Genomic DNA, 20,968 nt, shown 5'->3' with positions numbered 1-20,968 from the left:
GTCCCGCGGCCTTCGTTGCCCCGGCCTTCGTTGCCCCGGCCTTCGTTGCCCCGGCCTTCGTTCCCGCGGCCTTCGTTGCCCCGGCCTTCGTTGCCCCGGCCTTCGTTCCCGCGGCCTTCGTTGCCCCGGCCTTCGTTGCCCCGGCCTTCGTTGCCCCGGCCTTCGTTCCCGCGGCCTTCGTTGCCCCGGCCTTCGTTGCCCTGGCCGTTGGAGCCCTTGTCGGACTGCTTCTCCTGCCAGGTGAGGTTCTTGCCCTGGTCGGAGAAGCCGTCGGCGAAGGCCATGGGGGTGCCGACGGTCAGGACGGCGGTGACGGCCGCCCCGGCGAGTAGTGCGCGTGCAGAACGCATGAGGATGATCCTTCCGGTGCAAGAGTCCGCGACCGCCGGCACGGTGCCGGTCAAAGGGACCCGCGGACAGTGGTGCCTGATCTACCGTCAACCACCGCGAGGCGGCCTGCCACCGGAGCGTGGCGGCGCCGGTACGGACAGTGAGCCCTTCGAGTGGAGTCCCGGGTTTGTTCACCCGCGTGCCCCGGCGATCCGGGTGAATCGGTGCGGGTGCGCGGTGGTACGGACATGGGCCCGCCCCCGGCGTACGGCCGGGGGCGGGCCCATGCGGGGAGCGGGAGGTCAGCGCTCCCAGCGGTAGAACTCGCGCGCCATCGCGTCCTTCGGCTCGCGCCAGGTGGCCGGGTCGTAGGCCTGGACGAAGGCGGTCAGGCGGTCGCTGACGGCTCGGAACTCCGGGTGGCCGAGGACCTTGGCGACGGCGGGGCCCGGCGGGCGGTCCGCCTCGATCAGGTGCAGGTAGACGTCGCCGAACTGGAAGAGGCTGCGGCCGGTGACGCCGATCAGGTGCGGCAGTTCGCCCCGGTCGGAGTCGGCGAACACCTCGGCGATGTCCGGGGCCGCCCCGGGCTTCATCCGGGCGACGATCAGGGCGCGGTGGGTTCCGCTCATCGCTCGGCCGCCCGCTTCTCGACCTTCTCGCGGATCAGCTGCATCTGGATCCGGGAGTTCCTGTTGATGTGGTTGACCATGCCCTCGTCGTCGACCGGGGCGGTGGGCTTCATCGCGAAGTCCTGGATCCAGCGCATCTTCGTGCCGGCCGGGACCTCCGCGTACTCCCAGCGGATCTCCATGAACTCGAACGGGCCGGGTTCGACCCTGCGGGCGTTGACCGCGAGCGAGGGCTTGTCGGTGGTGCGCTCGGAGACCCAGCTCCACACCATGCCGTTCTCGTCCGGGTGCATGGTGAGCCGGAACTGCACGCGGTCGCCCTCGCGCTCCAGCACCTCGACCGAGGCGTACTCGCTGAACAGCTCCGGCCAGTTCTCCAGGTCGTTGGTCATCTCCCAGACCAGGTCGAGCGGGGCGTTGATGACGATCTCGTTGTCGGTGTGTCCGGGCATCTCAGGCACCGGCCTTCACGGCGAGGGAGGTGTTGACCAGCTCCATGAACTCGGCCGGGGTCTTGGCGGATTCGGCACCGGAGGTGACCTTGAGGCCGTGCCGGTTCTCCAACTCGCCGACGATTCCGAGCAGTCCGAGCGAGTCGACGCCGAACTCGTCGAACAGTGCGCCCGGTTGTTGCAGGTCGCCGGGGTCGACGGTGACGCCGGCCCGGGCCTGGAGCAGGGCGGCCAGCTCGGGATAGCTGAGGGTGTTGCTCACGGGGTGTCCTTTCGAAAGGTGTAGTGGATCAGGGCTGGTTCCCGCGCCGGAGCACCAGCGCGGAGTTGGAGCCCATCAGCCCGCGGCTGAGCACCAGCGCGGTGCGCAGCTCGGCCGGGCGGGCGTGGTCGGTCACCAGGGCGAGGTCGTGGCAGACCTTGGTGACATTGGGGGTGGGCGGCAGGACGCCGTCCTCCATGGCCAGTACGGCGGCGGCCACGTCCAGCATCGGGGCACCGCAGTAGGCCCGCCCCGTTCCGGACTTGGGTGCGGTGACCGGGACGCTCTCGACGGCCGAGCCGAGTGCGTCGGCCAGCGCGAGGGCCTCGGCCCGGTCGGCGGCGGGGACGCCGAGCGCGTCGGCGAAGACCACGTCGACCTCCTCGGGCGCCGTCCGGGCCTCGTCCAGTGCGATCCGGATCGCGGCGGCCAGCCCCTCCCGGGACTCCTCCCAGCGGGAGGCCCCGGTGAAGGTGGCGCCGTGTCCGGCCAGGTATGCCCGGACGTTGGCGCCGCGCCGTCGGGCCGCCTGCTCGTCCTCCAGCAGCAGCATCGCGCCGCCCTCGGCGGGGGCGAAGCCGCAGGCCTGCGCGGTGAACGGCAGGTAGGCCGCGTCGGGTTGGTCGGCCAGGCTCAGTTCCGGGTAGCCGAGTTGGCAGACCACCGAGTACGGCGCCAGCGGGGCCTCGGCGGCGCCGACCACCACCGTGTCGGTGCCGCGCCTGATCGAGCGGGCGGCGTGCGCGAGGGCGTCCAGGCCACCGGCCTCGTCGCTGGCGACCACCCCGCACGGGCCCTTGTAGCCGCCGCGGATCGAGATCTGGCCGGTGCTGGCCGCGTAGAACCAGGCGATGGACTGGTACGGTCCGACGAACTTCGGCCCCTGGCCCCAGAGTTGCTGGAGCTCGCGCTGGCCGAACTCGCCGCCGCCGGAGCCGGCCGCGGTCACCACGCCGACCGCGAAGGGTTGGCCGGAGTCGGGCCGGAAGCCGGCGTCCGCCACCGCCAGGTCGGCAGCGGCCATCGCATAGTGCGTGAACCGGTCGGTCTGCACGAGGAAGCGGCTGTCGATCGCCGACTGGGGGTCGAACTCCCGTACCTCGCCCGCGATTTTGAGCGGCATCTCGGTGCAGCCCTCGCGGGATATCCGGTCGAGGACGCTCACGCCCTGCCTGGTGGCCTTCCAGAAGGCGTCGGCCCCGACACCGTTCGGCGCCACCACGCCGAGGCCGGTGACCACCGCCCGGCGGCCCTGCTGACGTGACGTCATGGAACTCACCCCGTCCTGTTGAGCACGACGGCGGACTGGAATCCGCCGAATCCGCTGCCGACCGAGAGGATGTGGCTCAGCGGCAGCTCGCGCGCGGTGCGCGGCACGTAGTCGAGGTCGCACTCCGGGTCCGGAGTCTCGTAGTTGGCGGTCGGCGGCACCACGCCGTGGGCCAGCGCCAGGGTGCAGGCGACCACCTCGATGGCGCCGATCGCGCCGAGCGAGTGCCCGACCATCGACTTGATCGAGCTCATCGGCGTCTCGAAGGCGTGGCCGCCCAGCGAGCGCTTGACCGCGGCGGTCTCGTGCCGGTCGTTCTGCTTGGTGCCCGAGCCGTGCGCGTTGACGTAGTCGACGTCGGTGCGGTTGACCTGGGCGTGGTCGAGCGCGTGGTCGATCGCCCGGGACATCTCCAGCCCCTCCTTGGTGAGGCCGGTCATGTGGTACGCGTTGCCGAAGGTGGCGAAGCCGCCGACCTCGCCGTAGATCCGGGCGCCCCGGCGACGGGCGTGCTCCAGCTCCTCCAGCACCAGGACGGCGCCGCCCTCGCCGAGGACGAAGCCGTCCCGGTGGGCGTCGAAGGGGCGGGAGGCGTGCTCCGGGTCGTCGTTGCGCTCGCTGGTGGCCTTGATGGCGTCGAAGCAGGCGACGGTGATCGGGGAGATCGGGGAGTCGGAGGCGCCGGCGACGCAGATGTCGGCGCGCCCCTCCTCGACCGCCTGGAAGCCGTAGCCGATCGCGTCCAGGCCGGAGGTGCAGCCGGTGGAGACGGTCTGCACCGGCCCGTGCGCGCCGACCCGCTCGGCCACCGCGGAGGCGAGCGTGCTGGGGGCGAAGGCCCGGTGCAGCTGCGGCTCGGCCTGCCGGTGGTCCACGTCCCAGCGTGCGCCGGCGGAGCTGACCAGGGCGTAGTCGTGCTCCAGTCGGGTGGTGCCGCCGACGGCGGTGCCGAGCGAGACGGCGACCCGCCACGGGTTCTCGGCGGCCAGGTCCAGGCCGGCGTCGGCGATCGCCTCGTCGGCCGCGACCATTGCGAACTGCACGTAGCGGTCGGCCCGTTGGACGTCCTCGGAGGTCAGTCCGTGGGCCGCCGGGTCGAAGTCGCACTCGGCGGCGATCCGGGAGCGGAACCCGGTCGGGTCGAACAGGGTGATGCCCCGGGTGGCGGTGCGGCCGGCGGTCAGGAGATCCCAGAAGGCGGGGATCCCGATCCCTCCGGGCGCGACCACACCGATCCCCGTGACGGCGACCCGCCGTGTCACGAGGTCACCTTGGCGTGTTCCGGCGGGTCGGAGGCGGCGGTCTCCTCGGTGCTCACATGGCCGAGGTCGGGGCGCGGGGCGAGCGGGCTGAGGTGGAAGACCATCCGGGCCTCGGTGCCGCCGACGTTGCGGAAGCGGTGCCGCATGTTGATCGGGATCATCAGGCCCTGGTCGGGCTCGAGTCGCCGGGTCTCCCCGTCCAGGTCCACCTCCAGGTCGCCGTGGACGACGAACACGAACTCCTCGGAGTACGGGTGGTAGTGCTCGCCGATCCGCTCCCCGGGCTGGACGATCGCCAGGCCCATGAAGCCGCTGGTCGCCCCGCAGCTGGTCGGGGTGAGCATGGTGCGCAGTTCGGCACCGTGGCGGCGGTTCTCCGGAGCCTCGTCGACGTTGACGATCCGTGGGTACTGCGTGGTCATGATGGCTTTCCTCCGGAAGAGTCGATTGGCGTCAGTTGTCCTGCGAGCTGCGGTCGGTGACCGGGCTCATGGCGCGGGCGGCGAGGAACGCGCTCAGGCCGGCGACGGTGCGCAGGTCGCTCCGCGGGCCTAGGTCCAGCAGCCGGGTGAGCTCGGCGGCCTCCTGCTCGCCCGCCACGCCGAGGGCGGCGGCCGGCTCGGCCTCGGCCGGCACCCGCAGGTCGACCAGGCGCACCACGGTGTCCTCGCGCTGGAAGACGATGGCCGCCGCGACCGGGCCGGTCGGGTCGGCGGTGGCGAGGTTGTCGTGGTCGAAGAGCAGCTCGGCGACGGCCTGCCCCCGGCCCGGGCGGACCGGGTACAGCACGGCGTGCCGGTGCAGTCGCGCGGAGGCGGGGGAGCTGGCGATCGCCTGGTGCTTGGCGGGCAGCGCCGCCTTGGCGAAGAAGGCGCGGGCGGCCATCGGGTCGCCCAGCTGGCGGGCCTCCTCCAGGTACGGGTTGATCTCCTCCTCGACCGCCCGCACCTCGGGCTGCATCGCCACGTGGCGCAGCGCGTCGCCCAGGTCGCCGACCACCTCGACGGCCCGGACCACCCGGTTGCCGTGCATGAACAGCGAGGTGCGGCGCAGTCGGGTGTGCTCGTCCACCTCGGCCTTGGGGGAGGCGTAGCCGGCCAGGATCCGGGCCACCTTGGACTCGCTGCCGGGCTTGACGGTGAAGGTCAGCGCGTGGCGGATCACGCCGTCCGGGCCCGGGTCGGCCTTCGGCGGGCCGACGTGCCCGGCGGGCGCGCTGCGCGGCAGTCCGGGCGGGACCTCCATCGGGGCCCGGGTGCCGGTGGAGCCGGCCGCCGAGGTCTCGCGCAGGACGGCGTACCGCAGCGAGCGGAAGCTGTCGCTGACGCAGCCGTGCATCGGTTGGACCATCTTGCGGTGGGCCGGGCTGTCCACCCACTGCAGGAAGGTCTCCTGGTCCTTCCACTCGCTGGTGATCAGCCACTGGCGGGGGTCGTTGATCGACTGGCACAGCTGGTCGCTGACATGGCCGGGCACCGCGGCCACCTGGTGGCGCAGCTGCTCGTAGACGTCGAGGAAGCGCTGTTGGGCGCCGTCCCGGATCTCCAGCATCAGCACCACCCTCAGCCGGGTGTCGAACTCTTCGTGCTGCTTCGGCTGCGGTTCGGACAGAGTTGTCATGATCCACTTTCTGCTCTGGGCCGCACGCGGCGGGCCGTGACGGCCGCGTCTGCCGGAGTCCTCCCGGCCTGGGGGAGGCAGTTGCGGTGGCGGGCGGCCCGGGGCAGTCGGCGCCAGGCCTGAGGTCGATCGTGAGCGGCCGACCGGGTACGGCGCGAGATTTGCGGGCCATCCGGGCGAAGGGGCGGCACAGCCCGCCCCGGGCGGGGGATGGAAGAGCGGGGCCCCGGCTGAGCGGGCCCGTCGAGGGCGGCACCGAGCCCAGTCGCCGGGCCGCGGAATCCCCTGACAGGGCGGAGCAATTGATGAATCCGAAGGTTGACGACCGGGTGCCGGTCCTGATCGTGGGCGGTTCCCTGGTCGGGCTGTCGGCCTCGCTGTTCCTCGGTCGGCTGGGTGTCAGGCACCTGCTGGTCGAGAAGCACGCCGACACCTCGCATCACCCGCGCGGGCGAGGCAACAACGTCCGCACGATGGAGCTGTACCGGGGGGCCGGGATCGAGCCGGCGATCCGTGAGGCGGCCTCGGTGCTGGCCCCCAACCACGGCATCCTCCAGGCGCCCTCACTGACCGGCGTGGAGCAGGAGTGGCTGTTCCGGGAGATCGACCCGGGCGGCAAGCTGGCCCGGTTCAGCCCCAGCGCCTGGTGTCTGTGCAGCCAGAACGACCTGGAGCCGGTGCTGCTGCGGGCGGCCCGCGAGCTCGGCGGAGACGTCCGGTTCGGCACCGAGCTGGTCTCGTTCGAGCAGGACGCGGACGGCGTCACCTCGGTGCTGCGCAGCCGGGAGACCGGCGAGGAGCGGGTGGTGCGTTCGGAGTACCTGGTCGCGGCGGACGGCCCGCGCAGCCCGGTCCGCGAGCGGCTGGGCATCGGCCAGACCGGCAAGGGCGAGCTGTTCCACAACGTCAGCATCACCTTCCGGGCCAAGCGGCTGGCCGAGGTGGTCGGCGACCGGCACTTCATCGCCTGCTACCTGACCAACCCGGAGGCGGACGGCGCGCTGCTGCCGGTGGACAATCAGAGCGAGTGGGTCTTCCACGCGCCCTGGCACCCCGAGCACGGCGAGCCGCTGGAGGCCTTCACCGACGAGCGTTGCGAGGGGCACATCCGCACCGCCGTCGGCCTGCCGGAGCTGGACGTCGAGGTGACCGGCAAGGCGCCCTGGCACGCCGCCGAACGGGTGGCCGAGCGCTACGGCGCGGGGCGGGTGTTCCTCGCCGGGGACTCCGCCCACGAGATGTCCCCGACCGGCGCCTTCGGCTCCAACACGGGCATCCAGGACGCCCACAACCTGGCCTGGAAGCTCGCCGGCGTGCTGTGCGGTTGGGCCGGGCCCGGCCTGCTGGAGACGTACGGGCAGGAGCGCCGCCCGGTCGCCCTGGTGACCAGCGAGCGCGCCTCGGCCCGTTCCGCCGAGCACAGCCACCCCGGCTACGCGGTGGTCCCGGGAGTCGGCCGTCAGGCGGGCGTGCTGGCGGTCGCGCTCGGCTACCGCTACCCGCAGGGCGCGGTGCTCGGCACGGACCCGTCCGGCGCGGTCGTCCCGGAGACGTTCGAGTCCGCCGGCGAGCCGGGCAGCCGCGCCCCGCACCAGTGGCTGCTGCGCGCGGGCGTCCGGCTGTCCACGCTGGACCTGTACGAGCAGGCGATGGTGCTGCTCACCGGCCCCGCGGGAACAGCCTGGCAGCGGGGCGCCCGGCGGGCGGCCGACCGGCTGGCCGTCCCGCTGGACGCCTACCGGATCGGCAACGGCGCCGAGGACGACCTGGCCCCCGAGCCGGGCGCGGACTTCGCCGCCCTGCACGGCATCGGCCCGGACGGCGCGCTGCTGGTGCGCCCGGACGGCTTCGTCGCCTGGCGCTCGCCCGGCCCGGTCGACGACCCGGAGGCCGAGGTGGCGGCGGCGCTGCGGGCGGTGCTGGATCTCTGACGCACGCACGCGGACGGGCCCGCCGGTCGTTGTGTCGACCGGCGGGCCCGTCCTATCGGTTGTCGGTGATCAGTGGCCGCCCGCGTCGACCACATCGACGTCCGCGACCTCGCGCTCGATCGCCTCGGCCGGCAGGGCGACCCGGATCGCCCAGTAGTAGATGCCGACGGCGAACACCGCCACGAGGCCCATGTCCCACCACATCGGGATCCGGCCGGTGCCGTCGCCGAAGCCGCCCTGCCAGGAGATCAGGCCGAGGCCCAGCAGGTAGACCGGCAGCCACTGGGCGGACTTCCAGTTCAGCCGCGGCGCGTTCGGCAGGCCCTTCTTGATCGCGTACGCCGCGTAGCTGCCGAGCAGCACGTAGCCGAGCACGATGGCGATGCCCAGGCGGGACAGGATGTGCCAGCCGGACCAGTAGATGATCAGGCTCGAGACCACGAAGGCGACCGGCGAGATCACACCGCCGAGCGGCAGCCGGTAGGAGCGCTCACGGTTCGGCAGGCGGCGGCGCAGCGCGCCGAAGGCCAGCGGGGCACCGGCGTACATCAGCACGCTGGCGGAGGTGATGAAGCCGACCAGCTCCTGCCAGCTCGGGAAGGGCAGGAAGCAGACCACGCCGGTGACGAAGGACAGGATCAGGCCGGCCCACGGCACGCCGTTCTTGTCGAGCTGCTCGAACTTCTGCGGCGCGTAGCCGTTGCGGCTCAGGCCGTAGGAGATGCGCGAGGTGGAGGTGGTGTAGATCAGGCCGGTGCCACCGGGGGAGATGATCGCGTCGACCTTCAGGATCCAGGCCAGCCAGCCGAGGCCGACCAGGGTGGCCAGACCGGCGAAGGGGCCGTCGATGCCGGGGAAGTCGAGCTTGTCCCAGCCGTTGGCGAAGGCGCTGACCGGCAGCGCGCCGATGAAGACCACCTGGAGCAGGGTGTAGATCAGGGTGCCGATGGCGACCGAGCCGAGCACCGCGCGGGGGATGTCGCGCTTCGGGTTGCGGCTCTCACCGGCGATCTGGATGGCCTGCTCGAAGCCCAGCAGGGCGAAGATGATGCCGCTGGAGCTGATCGCGGCGAGCACGCCCTTGGCGCCGAACGGGGCGAAGCCGTGCGAGGTGAAGTTGGAGCCGTGGAAGCTGGTGATCGCCAGGAGGAAGATCGTGAACAGAGGAACGAAGATCTTCAGCCAGGTGGCGACGTTGTTGGTCCGGGCCAGGGCCTTCACGCCGAGGAAGTTGACCGCGACGAACACCGCCATCAGTGCGGTCGCGACGATGAACCCGCTGGTGGTGAGGGTGCCGTTGGCGTTCTGCAGCCCACTGGCCCAGGGCATGTCCTTGGCGTAGCCGATCATGGCCTCGACCTCGATCGGCGCCACGGTGGCCGCCTGGAGCCAGGTGAACCAGCCGAAGGACATGCCGGCCAGGCCGCCGAAGGCGTAGTGCGGGTAGCGAGCGGTGCCACCCGCGACGGGGAAGAGGCCGCCGAGCTCGGCGTGCACGAGGGCCAGCAGCACGATCGCTACGGCGCCGATGCCCCAGGAGATGATTGCTGCCGGGCCGGCGGCGACGACGCCGTTCTTCGCTCCGAAGAGCCAGCCGGAGCCGATGATCGAGCCGACCGAGGCCCACATGAGGCCGATGAGGCCGACGTGGCGGTTGAGCGACCGGTGGGTGGTACCGGAGTCGGTGCTCTGGCCAGGCGGCGAGATCTGGTTGAGGGAAGCCATGGGCGATCTCTCTGTGTGTGGGGGCTCCGGCAGCCGGAGCGCTGGAGAGTTGCCACACAGTAGGGCTATTCATAGACCTCTGCACAGATTTCATTACTGAATGTTTACTTTCTTTGCCGGATAACCGTGCAGGTAGGGGGTGGTGCAGTTTCCGGCGGATTACGTGACTCGCGGGTAGGTTCAGGATTTGAGCCGGAATTGAGCATCGGCTGGCGAGCGTGCATTATTGGCGGCCACGTCGTTTCATGGGGATGGTGATCGCCGCATAGTGATGCGGTCGGCCCGGGTCGATGGCCGGTCGACGGCCCGCCGCGCCCACCCCGGTGCCCCGTCCGGTCGGGTCTCGTCGCGCGTGCTGCGGCCGTCCGTGCGTGCTGCGCGGCGTCGACGTCGTCCGCGTGGTCGCGCCCGTGCCGGACCGGAGTCGTGGCCGCCGCCGATCTCGTTCCGGTCGAACGCGCCGCCGGCGAGCAGGACCGCGGCGTGCTGCGGCCCGCCGTCGACGGGCAGGCTCGGCGTGCCGGCTGGGGCGAGCGGGCCGGCGCCGAGCCGGACGTCCCGTGCGGTGAGCCGGCTCGGATCGGCGGAGTGCGGCGGCCACTGTGCGGATGGGGCGCCGGCCGGCAGGTCGGCGCGCCAGCGCGCGCCGTGTGCGGACTCGCGGGAAGTGGCTCTGCGTGACGCCACGTCAATGGTGGTGCCATGAACGAGGTCCCGCGCTCCGATCGATCGGAGCGCGGGACCTCTGCCCCGTCTTCATCGGACGGGGCGTGCGTGCAGCCAATTCGGCCGTTCGGCGGCGGGCAGTGGCAGCCGAGGACCGCCTGGACGCCGGGCGTCGGGCGATCGGCTGCGCGCAGTCTCGAAGTCGGCCCGCCGGGTGGCCGCTATGCGCCACCCCGGCGGACATCACCCGCGTGCAGGACGCGTAAACCTGTAGGAGAATCGCCATGTCGGTGCCCCGGCCCGATTTCGGCGGGCCGGGGCTCCAGTCATGCCGCTGGATCAGTTCCGGAAGTTCCGGTCGGGCTCAGTTCCGGAAGTCCCGGTCGGGCTGAGTTCCGGAAGTTCCGGTCGGGCTCAGTTCCGGAAGTCCCGGTCGCCGTGGCCCTCGCCGTGGCCCTCGCCACGGCCCTCGCCGAAGCCCTCGCCGCCGTGGAAGCGGTGGGCGACCCGGAAGCTGCCCACAACGCCGTCGTCGACCTCGACACCCTCGTGCACGCGCTTCGGGTGAACGCCGTCGCTGGAGCTGTGGGGCCCGACGGTGGCGATGGGGGCGCCGTTGTCGCAGACCGCGCCGCTGAAGACCTCGACCTCGCGCCAGCTGTCGTTGCGGATGTTCAGCGACTTGGCACCCAGGCCGCTGACCACAGTGATGCAGCCGAAGTCGTCGGCGGAGTACGACCGCTCGTTGACGTGGATCACGCCCCGCTCGTGGTGCTCACGGTGCCCGCGGTGCTCGCGGCGCTCCTCGCGGCCCTCGTTGCCCTTGCCCTCGTTGCCCTTCGCGCCGCCGCCGTCGGACGGCGCCTGGGGGAGAGCGGCCGCCGGGGCCGCCTTCTGGACGACCGGCGCTGCCTTCGCCACCGGCTCGGACGCGGCCGACGCGTAGGTGATGCCGGTGACGGCCACGCCAGCCGTTGCCGCGAGGACAATGGCGGTGGTCATCTTGTTCATGGAACTTCTCCTGTCTCGACTGGATCGGCTTGGTGCCGACACATATGAACGTACTGGCCGCTTGAAGGACTGTCATATCAACTCGTGCCGAATGGTTGATGACGGGGGCCGAATGGGGGATGCGGGGCGCCTTGACCCTGTTTTCGGGGGCCGATATGGCCGGCTATCAGGTTTCTCAAAGTGCCTGATTCGAGCGGGAGTTGACGGAACGGATTGGGTCTTTCGGGTGGCGACTGACCCCTGCTCACCCTTTTGGCGCCCTCTGGCGCGCCTGCGGCGTTGGACCGGAATGACGGGGTGCCAAATCATCGGCCTCGCGGTCCGTGCCGAGGCCCCTGATTCGGGCCGTGTGGCCGTGGCGCGCCTGTCGGGTTTCGCACTGGCGAGGGGGGGCTCTCGGCTTCTGCGTGATCCGTCGAGTGGGAAACTCTGATGATCTTTTTCCTCGCGCCCCGTGCAGGAAAGAGGTCCCGCGCTCCGAGTGGTCGGAGAGCGGGACCTCTTCGCTCGGTCTTCGTCAAATGTGGTGTGGGTTGGGCGAGTTCAGGCCCCTCAGCGGCGGGACGTGGGGGCTGGGGACCGCCTGGATCCGCCGGCCGTCGGCGATCGGCCGAGCCCGCTGGTCGGCCGTCAGGTGCTCGCCCCGCTCGTCCCGCTCGTCCTGGACCTCCCGGAGGAAGCTGCCGAGCTGGTGGCAGGCCTCCGTGGCGAGCCGTCCTGCGCGGCGTGCTCGGCGATCTCGATCTTCACCGCCAGGGCGCGGCCGGGCGTCCCGAGGCCGCGCAGTAGCGCCTCCAGGTCGTCGATCCGCTCCGCGGCGCCCTGCGCGTGGACGGTGAACCGGGTGGTGGCGCCGTCCGGATCCGTGGCGTCCACCGGCGCCGGGGCGGGCGGGACGGTCGGGGTCGGCGGCGTGGGGGCGGTCAGAGCGCTGTCGAGTGCGTCCTGCCCGCCACCCGGGCAGGACGATGACCCGTCAACTCGAGAACGACGTGACGGTTCCGCTACCGCACAAGGTCCGACGGATCCGTGTTGGCGCCGCACAGCAGGACGGCGATGCGCTCGCCGTCCACCTGGTCCAGTGCCGCCAGGGCGGTGGCGGCGGCGTGCTCGACGGCGATCCGGTGGTCGTCCCACAGCTGCCGACGGGCCCGGACGATGGCGTCGTCGGGCACCAGTACCGAGCGGACGCTCTCGTGCCCGGCGGCGCGCACGGCGAGGGCGGTGGCCCGGCGGGCGCCGAGCGCGTCCTGGGCCACCGACGCGACCGGGACGTCCACCGGGCAGCCCGCCGCCAGCGCCGCGTTGAGGGCCCGACTGCCCTCCGGCTCCACCGCCACCACGCGGATGCCGTGCTCGCGGGCCGCGACCGCGACCCCGGCGAACAGCCCGCCGCCGCCCACCGACACCACCACCGTGTCCAGCCCGGGCACCCGGGCGCGGATCTCCTCCAGGACCGTCCCCGCCCCGGCCGCGATCAGCGGGTGGTCGTACGCGTGCGAAGCCAGTGCCCCGCTGGCCGCCGCGAACTCCTCGCAGGCCGCCAGCGCCTCCGCGTACTCCCGGCCGGCCAGCCGTACCTCGGCACCGTACGAGCGCAGCCGCGCCAGCTTCACCGGTGAGGCCGTCTCCGGCAGGAACACCCTTGCCCGGACATCGAGTTCGCGTGCCGCCCAGGCGCAGGCCAGCCCGGCGTTGCCGCCCGAGGCGATGGTGACCCCGGCCTGCGGGAGGGTGCCCGCCTCGGCGTGGGCGAGCAGGAAGTTCTGCGCGCCGCGTGCCTTGAAGCTGCCGGTGTGCTGCAGGAACTCCAGCGCCAGCCAGGTCCGCCCGCCGTCGTCACCCGGCGCCACCGCGACCTGCCGAACCCGCCCGGCGATCCGCTGCCCGGCGGCCTTCACCTCGTCGTGCGTCAGCTGGTCCATCGCGCGTGCTCCTTCGCCCGGGGGTGTTCCCGCTCGACCGTAGTCGGCCCGGGCGGGCCGGAAAAGATCACCGACAGGCGGCGTAGGCTGGCCCTCATGCGTCTCGTGATCCTCCCGCCGCCGGTCCGCTAGCGGGCGGCGTACTTCACCCGACCCGGCCGAGCGGGACTGCCCGCCGTTTCCGGGGCGATGGCTGCCGCCCGCGTACCCCGCGGACCTGAACCGGCGATCCATCGTGGAGTACCGACGCATGACCTCCTACGCCGCCGTGCCGTTCCGGCACGGCTTGTTGTCCATTTCCGCCGCCGCCGTCGCCTGGGGTGTGGGCGGAGCCGTGGCCGCGCTGCTGCTGCGCACCAGCGGGCTCGGTCCGGTGGCCGTCTGCTGCTGGCGCTTCGGCGTCGCGGCGCTCTGCCTGGCGCTGCTGCCCTCCGGCGAGAGGGGCGGCGGCCGCCGTGGCGCCGCCGTGCTGACCGGGCTCGGGCTGGCTGTCAGCCAGTGCGCGTACTTCGGCTCCGTGCAGTACGCGGGCCTGGGGCTGGGCACCCTGATCACCATCGGTGCCGGGCCGGTACTCACCAGCCTCGGCGGGCACCTGCTGCTGGGCGAGCGCCTCACCGGGCGGGCGGTGGCCGCCGTGGTGCCGGCGCTCGGCGGGCTGGCCCTGTTGGTGGCGGCACCGGCCGCCGGGCCGCGCCCGGCGCTGGGCGTCGCGCTGGCGGTGCTCGCGGGAGCCGGCCAGAGCGGGCTGACCCTGTGGGCCCGGGGCGGCGGCTCGGCCCGCGCCAGTACCGGAGCCTTCACGACCGGGCTGCTCTGCCTGCTGCCGTTCGCGGCCGCCCAGGGCGTGCTGCCGACCGCCGGGAACCCGGCGGTGACCGGGGGAGCGCTGCTGTTCCTCGGGACGGTGCCGACGCTGCTGGCCTACCGCTGGTACTTCAGTGGCCTGACGGCCGTGCCGGGCACGACGGCATCGGTGCTGGTGCTGCTGGAGCCGGCGACGGCGGCGGTGATCGGGGTGCTGTTCCTCGGCGAGCCGTTCACCGCGGCCCTGGTGGCCGGTTCGGCGCTGCTGCTGGCCGCGATCGCGGCGCTGGCGCGGGCGTAGCGACCGAGGACGGCGGCGTGTACCCGGGCGGCGAGTCGTGCTCGCCGGGCGCGCGCCGCCGTGCTGTCGTGGCCGCATGAACTCCTCACTCCTGGCCCGGGTGGCCGTCACGACCACGACCGCCGTCCTCCTCACCGCCGGCGCCGCCGCCCCCGCCGCCTTCGCGGCGGCGAGCGGCAAGCGCGACGTCACCGCCGAGCAGTGCCGTGCCGCGGGAGGGCACGTCGAGGGCAGCGGCTACTGCGTCGACGCCGACGGTGAGGACGCCTGGGGTGATCCCATCGACGGGCAGGCGGTCAACCCGGACCCGCGCCCCGGTCAGGAGGGCTGAGGGCGCGGAGCCCTTCGAGGCCGGTGCTCACGGCACCGGCCGTAGGGTCACCGGCTGCGGGGTCAGCGCCCGTAGCACCAGGTCGATCCGCACCTTGGCGGCGCCCGCCCGCTGGAGCGCGGCGGCGACCGCCCGTAACTCCTCCGGCCCGGTACAGGCCAGGCGGAGCTCCAGGTCGGCGTCCCCGGCCAGGGCCAGGCCGCTCTGGACGGCGGGGCACTCCGCCGCCAGCCGGTCGAAGTCGAGCGGGACCGGCCCGTAGCTGACCCGGGCGATCGCGTGCAGGGCCCGGGCCTGCGCGGGCCGTCCCGGTGCGGCCTCGGGGCCGGCCGGGACCAGATGCAGCGGGGCCGTCACCGGTGCTGCAGTTGTGCGGTCGGGGCCGGGGTGCGCGGCGCGGCGGGTACGGAGACGGGCGGGGCGACCAGCCGCGGGTCCAGGACCAGGGTGTCGACCCCGAGCGGGGCGGTGAGGTCGCGCAGGGCGGGCTCGCCGATCTCGGTGTAGGCCTGGTCGGGCCCCAGGAGGGCGGCGAGGGCCTCGGGGCTGGAGAATCCGACCGCGCAGCGGCGGCCGTCGCGCAGGCGGAACAGGCGGAGGGCGGTGGTGCTTCCGGTGCCGTTGGTGGTGGCGGTGACCGGAACGTGCCAGACGACGCGGGCCATGCGAATGCTCCCGAGTGGGGTGATGGTGCCTGCCGGAACTACTTCCTCGACGCTAGGCCGGGTCGGGCGCGGCGTCGCCCGTCCTGACGCAGCGTTGACCGAATGGGGTGGTGCGTTGACGCACTCCTGACACCCGACTCACCCTATTGGACTACACCACTTTCGCGATCGCCCGAACACTGCCCGGACGCGACCCGAACACCGCCCGACCGACACCTGATCCGGACGGACCGGGAGCGCTCCGCTTGCCTCCCGTCCCGCCGCGGACCACGGTGGAGACGGCCGCAGTCGCGACCGTCGGAGCGCCCCCCGGATCCGACCGGCGCGCACTCCGCGGCGGGGGGAGGTGGAGCGAGGGGCCCGGGACGAGATATCTTGACGTCAAGACGTTGGAGACGTGAAGCGGAGTACCGATGACTGACTCGACCATCATCTATACGCACACCGACGAGGCTCCGGCCCTGGCGACCTACTCGTTCCTGCCGGTGGTCCAGGCGTACGCCTCGACGGCGGGTGTGCGGGTGGAGACCCGCGACATCTCCCTGGCCGGGCGCATCATCGCCAGCTTCCCGGAGCGTCTGACCGAGGCGCAGCGGATCGGCGACGCCCTGGCCGAGCTGGGTGAGCTCGCCAAGACCCCGAGCGCCAACATCATCAAGCTGCCGAACATCTCGGCCTCCGTGCCGCAGCTGAAGGCCGCCATCGCCGAGCTGCAGGCCCAGGGCTACGCCCTGCCGGACTACCCGGACGACCCGCAGACCGACGAGGACAAGGACGTCCGCGCCCGCTACGACAAGATCAAGGGCAGCGCCGTCAACCCGGTCCTGCGCGAGGGCAACTCGGACCGTCGCGCCCCGCTGTCGGTCAAGAACTACGCCAAGACCCACCCGCACCGCATGGGCGCCTGGACCGCCGAGTCCAAGACCAACGTCGCCACCATGGGCGAGAACGACTTCGCGAGCACCGAGAAGTCCGCCGTGATCGCCGCCGACGGTGCCCTGCGCATCGAGCTGCTCGGCCAGGACGGCACCACCACCGTGCTGCGCGAGAAGGTCCCGGTGCTGGCCGGCGAGGTCGTCGACGCCTCGGTGATGCGCGCCGCCGCCCTGAACGAGTTCCTGGCCGCCCAGGTCGCCCGCGCCAAGGCCGAGGGCGTGCTGTTCTCGGTGCACCTCAAGGCCACCATGATGAAGGTCTCCGACCCGATCATCTTCGGCCACGTGGTCCGCGCCTTCTTCCCGAAGACCTTCGCCAAGTACGGCGAGGTGCTGGTCGCCGCCGGTCTGAACCCGAACAACGGCCTCGGCGGCATCCTGGCCGGCCTCGACAACGTGCCGCACCTGGGTGCCGAGATCAAGGCCTCCTTCGAGGCCGAGCTGGCCGAGGGCCCGGCCCTGGCCATGGTCGACTCGGACAAGGGCATCACCAACCTGCACGTGCCGAGCGACGTCATCGTCGACGCCTCGATGCCGGCCATGATCCGCACCTCCGGCCACATGTGGGGCCCGGACGGCCAGGAGGCCGACACCCTCGCCGTCCTGCCGGACCACAGCTACGCCGGCGTGTACCAGGCCGTCATCGACGACTGCCGCGCCAACGGCGCCCTGGACCCGGCCACCATCGGCTCGGTGCCGAACGTCGGCCTGATGGCCCAGGCCGCCGAGGAGTACGGCTCCCACGACAAGACCTTCGAGATCGCGGCCGCCGGCACCGTCCGCCTGGTCGACGCCGAGGGCAACGTGGTGCTGGAGCAGGCCGTCCAGCCGGGCGACATCTTCCGCGCCTGCCAGACCAAGGACGCGCCGATCCAGGACTGGGTCAAGCTGGCCGTCACCCGCGCCCGCGCCACCGGCGACCCGGCGGTGTTCTGGCTGGACGAGAACCGCGCCCACGACGCCGTGCTGATCGAGAAGGTCAAGACCTACCTGCCGGAGCACGACACCACCGGCCTGCAGATCGAGATCAAGTCCCCGGTCGAGGCCACCGAGTTCTCGCTGGAGCGCATCCGCCGCGGCGAGAACACCATCTCGGTGACCGGCAACGTGCTGCGCGACTACCTGACCGACCTGTTCCCGATCCTGGAGCTGGGCACCAGCGCCAAGATGCTGTCGGTCGTCCCGCTGATGGCGGGCGGCGGCCTGTTCGAGACCGGTGCCGGCGGCTCCGCCCCGAAGCACGTCCAGCAGCTGGTCAAGGAGAACTACCTGCGCTGGGACAGCCTGGGCGAGTTCTTCGCGCTGGCCGCCAGCTTCGAGCACCTGGCCTCCACCACGGACAACGCCCGCGCCCAGGTGCTGGCCGACACCCTGGACCGCGCCACCGGCACCTTCCTCAACGAGGACAAGTCGCCGAGCCGTCGCCTCGGCGGCATCGACAACCGCGGCAGCCACTTCTACCTGGCCATGTACTGGGCCCAGGAGCTGGCCAAGCAGACCGTCGACGCCGAGCTGGCCAAGGCGTTCGACGGTCTGGCCAAGGCGCTGACCGAGCAGGAGCAGGCGATCGTGGACGAGCTGATCGCCGTCCAGGGCTCGGCGGTCGACCTCGGCGGCTACTACCAGCCGGACCCGGCCAAGGCCGCGGCCGTGATGCGCCCGTCCAAGACCTTCAACGAGGCGCTCGCCAACCTCGCCTGACCTCGGACGAGTCGAAGCACCGGGAGGCCCCGGGTCCGCGGACCCGGGGCCTCCCCGCGTGCCGGGCGGTCATGCCGACGGCCGGTGCGCCGTGATCCGAAGGCCCGTTCGGGCCGGCCCCGGCACGACCCCGGTGCCGGTGAGCAGCAGCAGCGCGGCGCCCAGGACCACCAGGTGGCCGGAGCCGGTGGGCACCGTCCCGCAACGCCGCGGAGCCCACGTCCTCCGCTGGGGAACGTGGGCTCCGGGATGTCCGGCCGACCGGGTTCAGCCGACGTCGGCCGCCGGTGCGGCGGGGGTGACGGGTGCGGCGGGGGTGACCGGTGCGGTGGGGGTGCCGGCCGCACCCGGGCGCTGGCCGCGCTTGTGCAACGAGGCCAGGTAGGCGTTGTAGGCCTCCAGCTCGGCGTCGCCGCTGCGCTCCTCGGCGCGGTCGCGGCGACGGGCCTGGCGCTGCTCCGAGCCCATCCACTGGTAGACCAGGGCGATCAGCACGATCGCGGTCGGGATCTCGCCGAACGCCCAGGTGATGCCACCGGCCAGCTTCTGGTCCTCCAACAGGTCCGTCCCGGGCGGCGAGCCCTGGACAGTGAAGGTGGAGACCAGCGGGTGGCCGGCCATCATCACCGCCACGCCGAAGAAGGCGTGGAACGGCATCCCCATGAACAGCTCGATGATCCGCATCACGTGGCCGGGGCGGTGCGGGCCCGGGTCCACGCCCATGATCGGCCAGAAGAAGGTCAGACCGGTGAGCAGGAAGTGGACCATCATGAAGATGTGCCCGAGGCGGTACTGCATCAGGAAGTCGAACAGCGGGGTGAAGTAGACCCCGTACAGGCTCGCGATGAACATCGGGATGGTGAACGCCGGGTGCGAGATCACCCGGACGTACCGGCTGTGCAGCAGCGCCACCAGCAGCTCGCGCGGCCCGCGCGGACGGCCCTTGCCCGCCGGGCGCAGGGCGCGCAGCGCGAGGGTGATCGGGGCGCCGAGCAGCAGCAGGATCGGCGTCAGCATGGACAGCACCATGTGCTGGATCATGTGCGCGCTGAACAGCACCATGCCGTAGTCGTTCAGCCCGGAGCAGGTGACCAGCAGCAGGCTGGCGATGCCGGCCACCCAGCCGACCACCCGGCCGATCGGCCAGCGGTCGCCGCGCCTGTACAGCCGGACCGCGCCGAACAGGTACAGCCCGAGCGCGACCAGGCCGCCGAGCAGGAACACCCAGTCCGGGGACCAGGTCCACACGTTGGAGAGGTCGAACGGGCCTAGTCGGGTCATCCCGCCGTGGTGGTGCATTCCTGACATTCCGTCGCCCATCGGCGGGTCCTGCTTTCCGTCCTCGTGGTCCCTGGTGCGGGTCCGGTTCGCCCGTTTTGCTTGGCATACAGCCTAGGTGGGCCTTACCCCGGCGATACCGCCGCCCCCTCCGTACGGGTGGCGCCCCACCGGGCGGGGTGCTGGGGTGGCGACGTCCGGCGCCTCGCCGCCCGCCCGCCCGGCCCGGGACCGTCGGCCCGCCTCGCCGGCGCCCTAGGCCTGCAGCCGTCGGGCCCGGGCCGCGAGGAACCGCTGCTCGGCGAGGCTCGCCGTGGCCCGCGCCGCCCGGCGGTAGTGCTCGTACGCTCCGGCCTGGTCCCCCGCGCGCTCCAGCAGGTGCGCCCGGACGGACAGCAGCCGGTGGTGCCCGGCCAGCCGCTGGTCCCCGTCCAGGGCGGCCAGCAGGGCGAGGCCGGCCTGCGGGCCGTTCAGCTCGGTGAGGGCGACGGCGCGGTTGAGGGTGACCATCGGATTGGGCGCGATCCGCTCCAGGATCAGGTAGAGGGCGTGTACCTGCGCCCAGTCGGTCTCCTCGGCGGTGGCCGCGTCGGCGTGGGTGGCGGCGATGGCGGCCTGCAACTGGTACGGGCCCAGCTCGGGGCCGGCCAGCGCGGCCTCGGCGAGCGCCGTGCCCTCGTCCAGCAGCTCGCGGTCCCAGGTCGTCCGGTCCTGCTCGGCCAGCGGCACCAGGTCGCCCGTCGCGGTGGTCCGGGCCGTCCGGCGGGCGTGGGTGAGCAGCATCAGCGCCAGCAGCCCGGTCACCCCGCCGTCCTCGGGGAGCTGGGCGTGCACCGTCCGGGCCAGCCGGATCGCCTCCCGGGCGAGGTCGGCGCGCTCCAGCTCGCTGCCCGAGGAGGCGGTGTAGCCCTCGTTGAAGATCAGGTAGAGCACGTGCAGGACGACCCGCAGCCGCTCCTCGCGCTCGGCGCCCTCGGGGAGGGTGAAGGAGCTGCCGGCCGCCCTGATCCGCTGCTTGGCCCGGCTGATCCGGGCCGCCATGGTGGCCTCCGGCACCAGGAAGGCGCGGGCGATCTCGGCGGTGGTCAGGCCGCCGACCGCCCGCAGGGTGAGCGCGGTCTGCGAGGCGGGGGTCAGTGCCGGGTGGCAGCACAGGAACAGCAGCAGCAGGGTGTCGTCGGTGTCCGGCACGTCCTCGGGCACCACCTCGGCGGCCGCGTTCGCGCTCTCCCGTTCGCGACGGGCGTGGTCGCTGCGGATCCGGTCCACCAGCCGCCGGGAGGCGACGGTCACCAGCCAGCCGCGCGGGTTCTCCGGCACCCCCTCGTCGGGCCACTGCACGGTCGCGGCGAGGACGGCCTCCTGCACGGCGTCCTCGCAGCCCTCGAACCGGCCGTACCGGCGGACCAACGTGCCGAGGACCTGCGGCGTGAGCTCACGCAGCAGGCCCTCGAAGTTCGGTGCTGTCATGCCTCCAAGTGTCCGTCGGAGAACATCACCTGCCGCACCTCGACGCCCAGACCCTCGATCGCGGCGTCCGGGATCTGCGCCGCGAGCTCGATCGCCCGCTCCTTGTCCTCGCAGTCGACCAGGTAGAAGCCGCCCAGGAACTCCTTGGCCTCCAGGAACGGGCCGTCGGTCACCGCGGGCTGGCCGCCCCGCACGGTGACCACCGCGGCCTGGGACGGGTCGACCAGCGCCTGGGTGACGATCAGCTCGCCGGAGGACTTCAGCGCCTCGATGAACCTGCCGTGCCCGGCGCCGATCGCCGCCTTCTCCTCGTCGGTCAGCGCGTCCAGCACGGCCGGGTTGATGTGCAGGCTGATCAGGAACTTCATCGCGTCACTCCTCGTCGTGGCCGGGC

At 72.5% G+C, this 20,968-nt stretch carries 20 protein-coding genes and 1 pseudogene; 4 read left to right on the top strand and 17 right to left on the bottom strand.

Annotated features, from left to right (window positions below; all coding sequences use genetic code 11):
- The 8 genes and pseudogenes from ACH4E7_RS21350 to ACH4E7_RS21315 form a co-directional block, all read right to left on the bottom strand.
- A pseudogene (locus ACH4E7_RS21350) lies at positions 1-350 on the bottom strand (hypothetical protein); the annotation flags it as partial.
- 282 nt (positions 351-632) lie between these two features.
- The gene (locus ACH4E7_RS21345; protein WP_396250584.1) at positions 633-962 is read right to left on the bottom strand and encodes a TcmI family type II polyketide cyclase; all 330 of its coding nucleotides are present in this window, start codon (positions 960-962) and stop codon (positions 633-635) included.
- Positions 959-1,414, bottom strand: a complete 456-nt coding sequence (locus ACH4E7_RS21340; RefSeq protein ID WP_396250582.1) for an SRPBCC family protein — start codon at positions 1,412-1,414, stop codon at positions 959-961. The genes ACH4E7_RS21345 and ACH4E7_RS21340 overlap by 4 nt, the downstream gene beginning before the upstream one ends.
- Position 1,415: 1 nt before the next feature.
- Positions 1,416-1,676 (bottom strand): acyl carrier protein, encoded by a 261-nt coding sequence (locus ACH4E7_RS21335; protein WP_396250581.1) that lies wholly within the window; start codon positions 1,674-1,676, stop codon positions 1,416-1,418.
- Positions 1,677-1,704: 28 nt separating this feature from the next.
- Positions 1,705-2,946: a beta-ketoacyl synthase N-terminal-like domain-containing protein gene (locus ACH4E7_RS21330; protein WP_396250580.1), complete on the bottom strand. Its 1,242-nt coding sequence runs from the start codon at positions 2,944-2,946 to the stop codon at positions 1,705-1,707.
- 5 nt (positions 2,947-2,951) lie between these two features.
- A complete protein-coding gene (locus ACH4E7_RS21325; protein WP_396250579.1) occupies positions 2,952-4,208 on the bottom strand; it encodes a beta-ketoacyl-[acyl-carrier-protein] synthase family protein in 1,257 nt (418 codons plus the stop codon).
- The gene (locus ACH4E7_RS21320) at positions 4,205-4,630 is read right to left on the bottom strand and encodes a cupin domain-containing protein (protein WP_396250578.1); all 426 of its coding nucleotides are present in this window, start codon (positions 4,628-4,630) and stop codon (positions 4,205-4,207) included. The genes ACH4E7_RS21325 and ACH4E7_RS21320 overlap by 4 nt, the downstream gene beginning before the upstream one ends.
- A gap of 31 nt (positions 4,631-4,661) precedes the next feature.
- Positions 4,662-5,828 (bottom strand): SchA/CurD-like domain-containing protein, encoded by a 1,167-nt coding sequence (locus tag ACH4E7_RS21315; RefSeq protein WP_396250577.1) that lies wholly within the window; start codon positions 5,826-5,828, stop codon positions 4,662-4,664.
- A 305-nt stretch (positions 5,829-6,133) separates the two neighbouring features.
- Between ACH4E7_RS21315 and ACH4E7_RS21310 the strand changes: the two genes are divergently transcribed.
- On the top strand, positions 6,134-7,759 hold the full coding sequence (locus ACH4E7_RS21310; RefSeq protein ID WP_396250576.1) for an FAD-dependent oxidoreductase: 1,626 nt from the start codon (positions 6,134-6,136) through the stop codon (positions 7,757-7,759).
- A 69-nt stretch (positions 7,760-7,828) separates the two neighbouring features.
- Here the strand turns inward: ACH4E7_RS21310 and ACH4E7_RS21305 are convergent, their stop codons facing one another.
- The 4 genes from ACH4E7_RS21305 to ACH4E7_RS21290 all read right to left on the bottom strand — a co-directional run bounded on the left by ACH4E7_RS21305 (position 7,829) and on the right by ACH4E7_RS21290 (position 13,086).
- Positions 7,829-9,484 carry an APC family permease gene (locus ACH4E7_RS21305; RefSeq protein WP_396250575.1) on the bottom strand — a complete coding sequence of 552 codons (1,656 nt, stop codon included), beginning with the start codon at positions 9,482-9,484 and terminating at the stop codon, positions 7,829-7,831.
- A 1,080-nt stretch (positions 9,485-10,564) separates the two neighbouring features.
- Positions 10,565-11,161 (bottom strand): hypothetical protein, encoded by a 597-nt coding sequence (locus ACH4E7_RS21300; RefSeq protein WP_396250574.1) that lies wholly within the window; start codon positions 11,159-11,161, stop codon positions 10,565-10,567.
- A 630-nt stretch (positions 11,162-11,791) separates the two neighbouring features.
- A complete protein-coding gene (locus tag ACH4E7_RS21295) occupies positions 11,792-12,037 on the bottom strand; it encodes a hypothetical protein (protein WP_396250573.1) in 246 nt (81 codons plus the stop codon).
- 128 nt (positions 12,038-12,165) lie between these two features.
- Positions 12,166-13,086, bottom strand: coding sequence for a serine/threonine dehydratase (locus ACH4E7_RS21290; RefSeq protein ID WP_396250572.1), 921 nt, complete (start codon positions 13,084-13,086; stop codon positions 12,166-12,168).
- A 250-nt stretch (positions 13,087-13,336) separates the two neighbouring features.
- Between ACH4E7_RS21290 and ACH4E7_RS21285 the strand changes: the two genes are divergently transcribed.
- Positions 13,337-14,194, top strand: coding sequence for a DMT family transporter (locus ACH4E7_RS21285; protein WP_396250571.1), 858 nt, complete (start codon positions 13,337-13,339; stop codon positions 14,192-14,194).
- A 76-nt stretch (positions 14,195-14,270) separates the two neighbouring features.
- Positions 14,271-14,525, top strand: coding sequence for a hypothetical protein (locus ACH4E7_RS21280; protein WP_396250570.1), 255 nt, complete (start codon positions 14,271-14,273; stop codon positions 14,523-14,525).
- A gap of 27 nt (positions 14,526-14,552) precedes the next feature.
- On the opposite strand, the gene ACH4E7_RS21275 is transcribed toward ACH4E7_RS21280, so the two are convergent.
- Both ACH4E7_RS21275 and ACH4E7_RS21270 read right to left on the bottom strand, forming a co-directional pair.
- Positions 14,553-14,882: a hypothetical protein gene (locus ACH4E7_RS21275; protein WP_396250569.1), complete on the bottom strand. Its 330-nt coding sequence runs from the start codon at positions 14,880-14,882 to the stop codon at positions 14,553-14,555.
- Positions 14,879-15,190 (bottom strand): SAV_915 family protein, encoded by a 312-nt coding sequence (locus ACH4E7_RS21270; protein ID WP_396250568.1) that lies wholly within the window; start codon positions 15,188-15,190, stop codon positions 14,879-14,881. Before ACH4E7_RS21270 ends, ACH4E7_RS21275 begins: the two co-directional genes overlap by 4 nt.
- Positions 15,191-15,603: 413 nt before the next feature.
- Between ACH4E7_RS21270 and ACH4E7_RS21265 the strand changes: the two genes are divergently transcribed.
- A complete protein-coding gene (locus ACH4E7_RS21265) occupies positions 15,604-17,826 on the top strand; it encodes an NADP-dependent isocitrate dehydrogenase (RefSeq protein WP_396250567.1) in 2,223 nt (740 codons plus the stop codon).
- A gap of 267 nt (positions 17,827-18,093) precedes the next feature.
- Here the strand turns inward: ACH4E7_RS21265 and ACH4E7_RS21260 are convergent, their stop codons facing one another.
- The 3 genes from ACH4E7_RS21260 to ACH4E7_RS21250 form a co-directional block, all read right to left on the bottom strand.
- Positions 18,094-19,125 carry a cytochrome c oxidase assembly protein gene (locus ACH4E7_RS21260; RefSeq protein ID WP_396250646.1) on the bottom strand — a complete coding sequence of 344 codons (1,032 nt, stop codon included), beginning with the start codon at positions 19,123-19,125 and terminating at the stop codon, positions 18,094-18,096.
- Positions 19,126-19,359: 234 nt separating this feature from the next.
- Positions 19,360-20,574: an RNA polymerase sigma factor gene (locus ACH4E7_RS21255; protein ID WP_396250566.1), complete on the bottom strand. Its 1,215-nt coding sequence runs from the start codon at positions 20,572-20,574 to the stop codon at positions 19,360-19,362.
- Positions 20,571-20,942 carry a YciI family protein gene (locus ACH4E7_RS21250; protein WP_355676179.1) on the bottom strand — a complete coding sequence of 124 codons (372 nt, stop codon included), beginning with the start codon at positions 20,940-20,942 and terminating at the stop codon, positions 20,571-20,573. Before ACH4E7_RS21250 ends, ACH4E7_RS21255 begins: the two co-directional genes overlap by 4 nt.
- Positions 20,943-20,968 lie beyond the last annotated feature (26 nt).

It is taken from the genome of Kitasatospora sp. NPDC018058, assembly GCF_044327205.1.
Classification (GTDB): domain Bacteria; phylum Actinomycetota; class Actinomycetes; order Streptomycetales; family Streptomycetaceae; genus Kitasatospora.
This window is presented reverse-complemented; position numbering and strand designations above follow the sequence as displayed.

Excerpts from the sequence above, each read along its gene's own strand:
- ACH4E7_RS21345 (WP_396250584.1), bottom strand. The coding sequence starts at position 962 with ATGAGCGGAACCCACCGCGCCCTGATCGTCGCCCGGATGAAGCCCGGG.
- ACH4E7_RS21340 (WP_396250582.1), bottom strand. The coding sequence starts at position 1,414 with ATGCCCGGACACACCGACAACGAGATCGTCATCAACGCCCCGCTCGAC.
- ACH4E7_RS21330 (WP_396250580.1), bottom strand. The coding sequence starts at position 2,946 with ATGACGTCACGTCAGCAGGGCCGCCGGGCGGTGGTCACCGGCCTCGGC.
- ACH4E7_RS21320 (WP_396250578.1), bottom strand. The coding sequence starts at position 4,630 with ATGACCACGCAGTACCCACGGATCGTCAACGTCGACGAGGCTCCGGAG.
- ACH4E7_RS21315 (WP_396250577.1), bottom strand. The coding sequence starts at position 5,828 with ATGACAACTCTGTCCGAACCGCAGCCGAAGCAGCACGAAGAGTTCGAC.
- ACH4E7_RS21310 (WP_396250576.1), top strand. The coding sequence starts at position 6,134 with ATGAATCCGAAGGTTGACGACCGGGTGCCGGTCCTGATCGTGGGCGGT.
- ACH4E7_RS21305 (WP_396250575.1), bottom strand. The coding sequence starts at position 9,484 with ATGGCTTCCCTCAACCAGATCTCGCCGCCTGGCCAGAGCACCGACTCC.
- ACH4E7_RS21300 (WP_396250574.1), bottom strand. The coding sequence starts at position 11,161 with ATGAACAAGATGACCACCGCCATTGTCCTCGCGGCAACGGCTGGCGTG.
- ACH4E7_RS21290 (WP_396250572.1), bottom strand. The coding sequence starts at position 13,086 with ATGGACCAGCTGACGCACGACGAGGTGAAGGCCGCCGGGCAGCGGATC.
- ACH4E7_RS21285 (WP_396250571.1), top strand. The coding sequence starts at position 13,337 with ATGACCTCCTACGCCGCCGTGCCGTTCCGGCACGGCTTGTTGTCCATT.
- ACH4E7_RS21280 (WP_396250570.1), top strand. The coding sequence starts at position 14,271 with ATGAACTCCTCACTCCTGGCCCGGGTGGCCGTCACGACCACGACCGCC.
- ACH4E7_RS21270 (WP_396250568.1), bottom strand. The coding sequence starts at position 15,190 with ATGGCCCGCGTCGTCTGGCACGTTCCGGTCACCGCCACCACCAACGGC.
- ACH4E7_RS21265 (WP_396250567.1), top strand. The coding sequence starts at position 15,604 with ATGACTGACTCGACCATCATCTATACGCACACCGACGAGGCTCCGGCC.
- ACH4E7_RS21260 (WP_396250646.1), bottom strand. The coding sequence starts at position 19,125 with ATGCACCACCACGGCGGGATGACCCGACTAGGCCCGTTCGACCTCTCC.
- ACH4E7_RS21255 (WP_396250566.1), bottom strand. The coding sequence starts at position 20,574 with ATGACAGCACCGAACTTCGAGGGCCTGCTGCGTGAGCTCACGCCGCAG.
- ACH4E7_RS21250 (WP_355676179.1), bottom strand. The coding sequence starts at position 20,942 with ATGAAGTTCCTGATCAGCCTGCACATCAACCCGGCCGTGCTGGACGCG.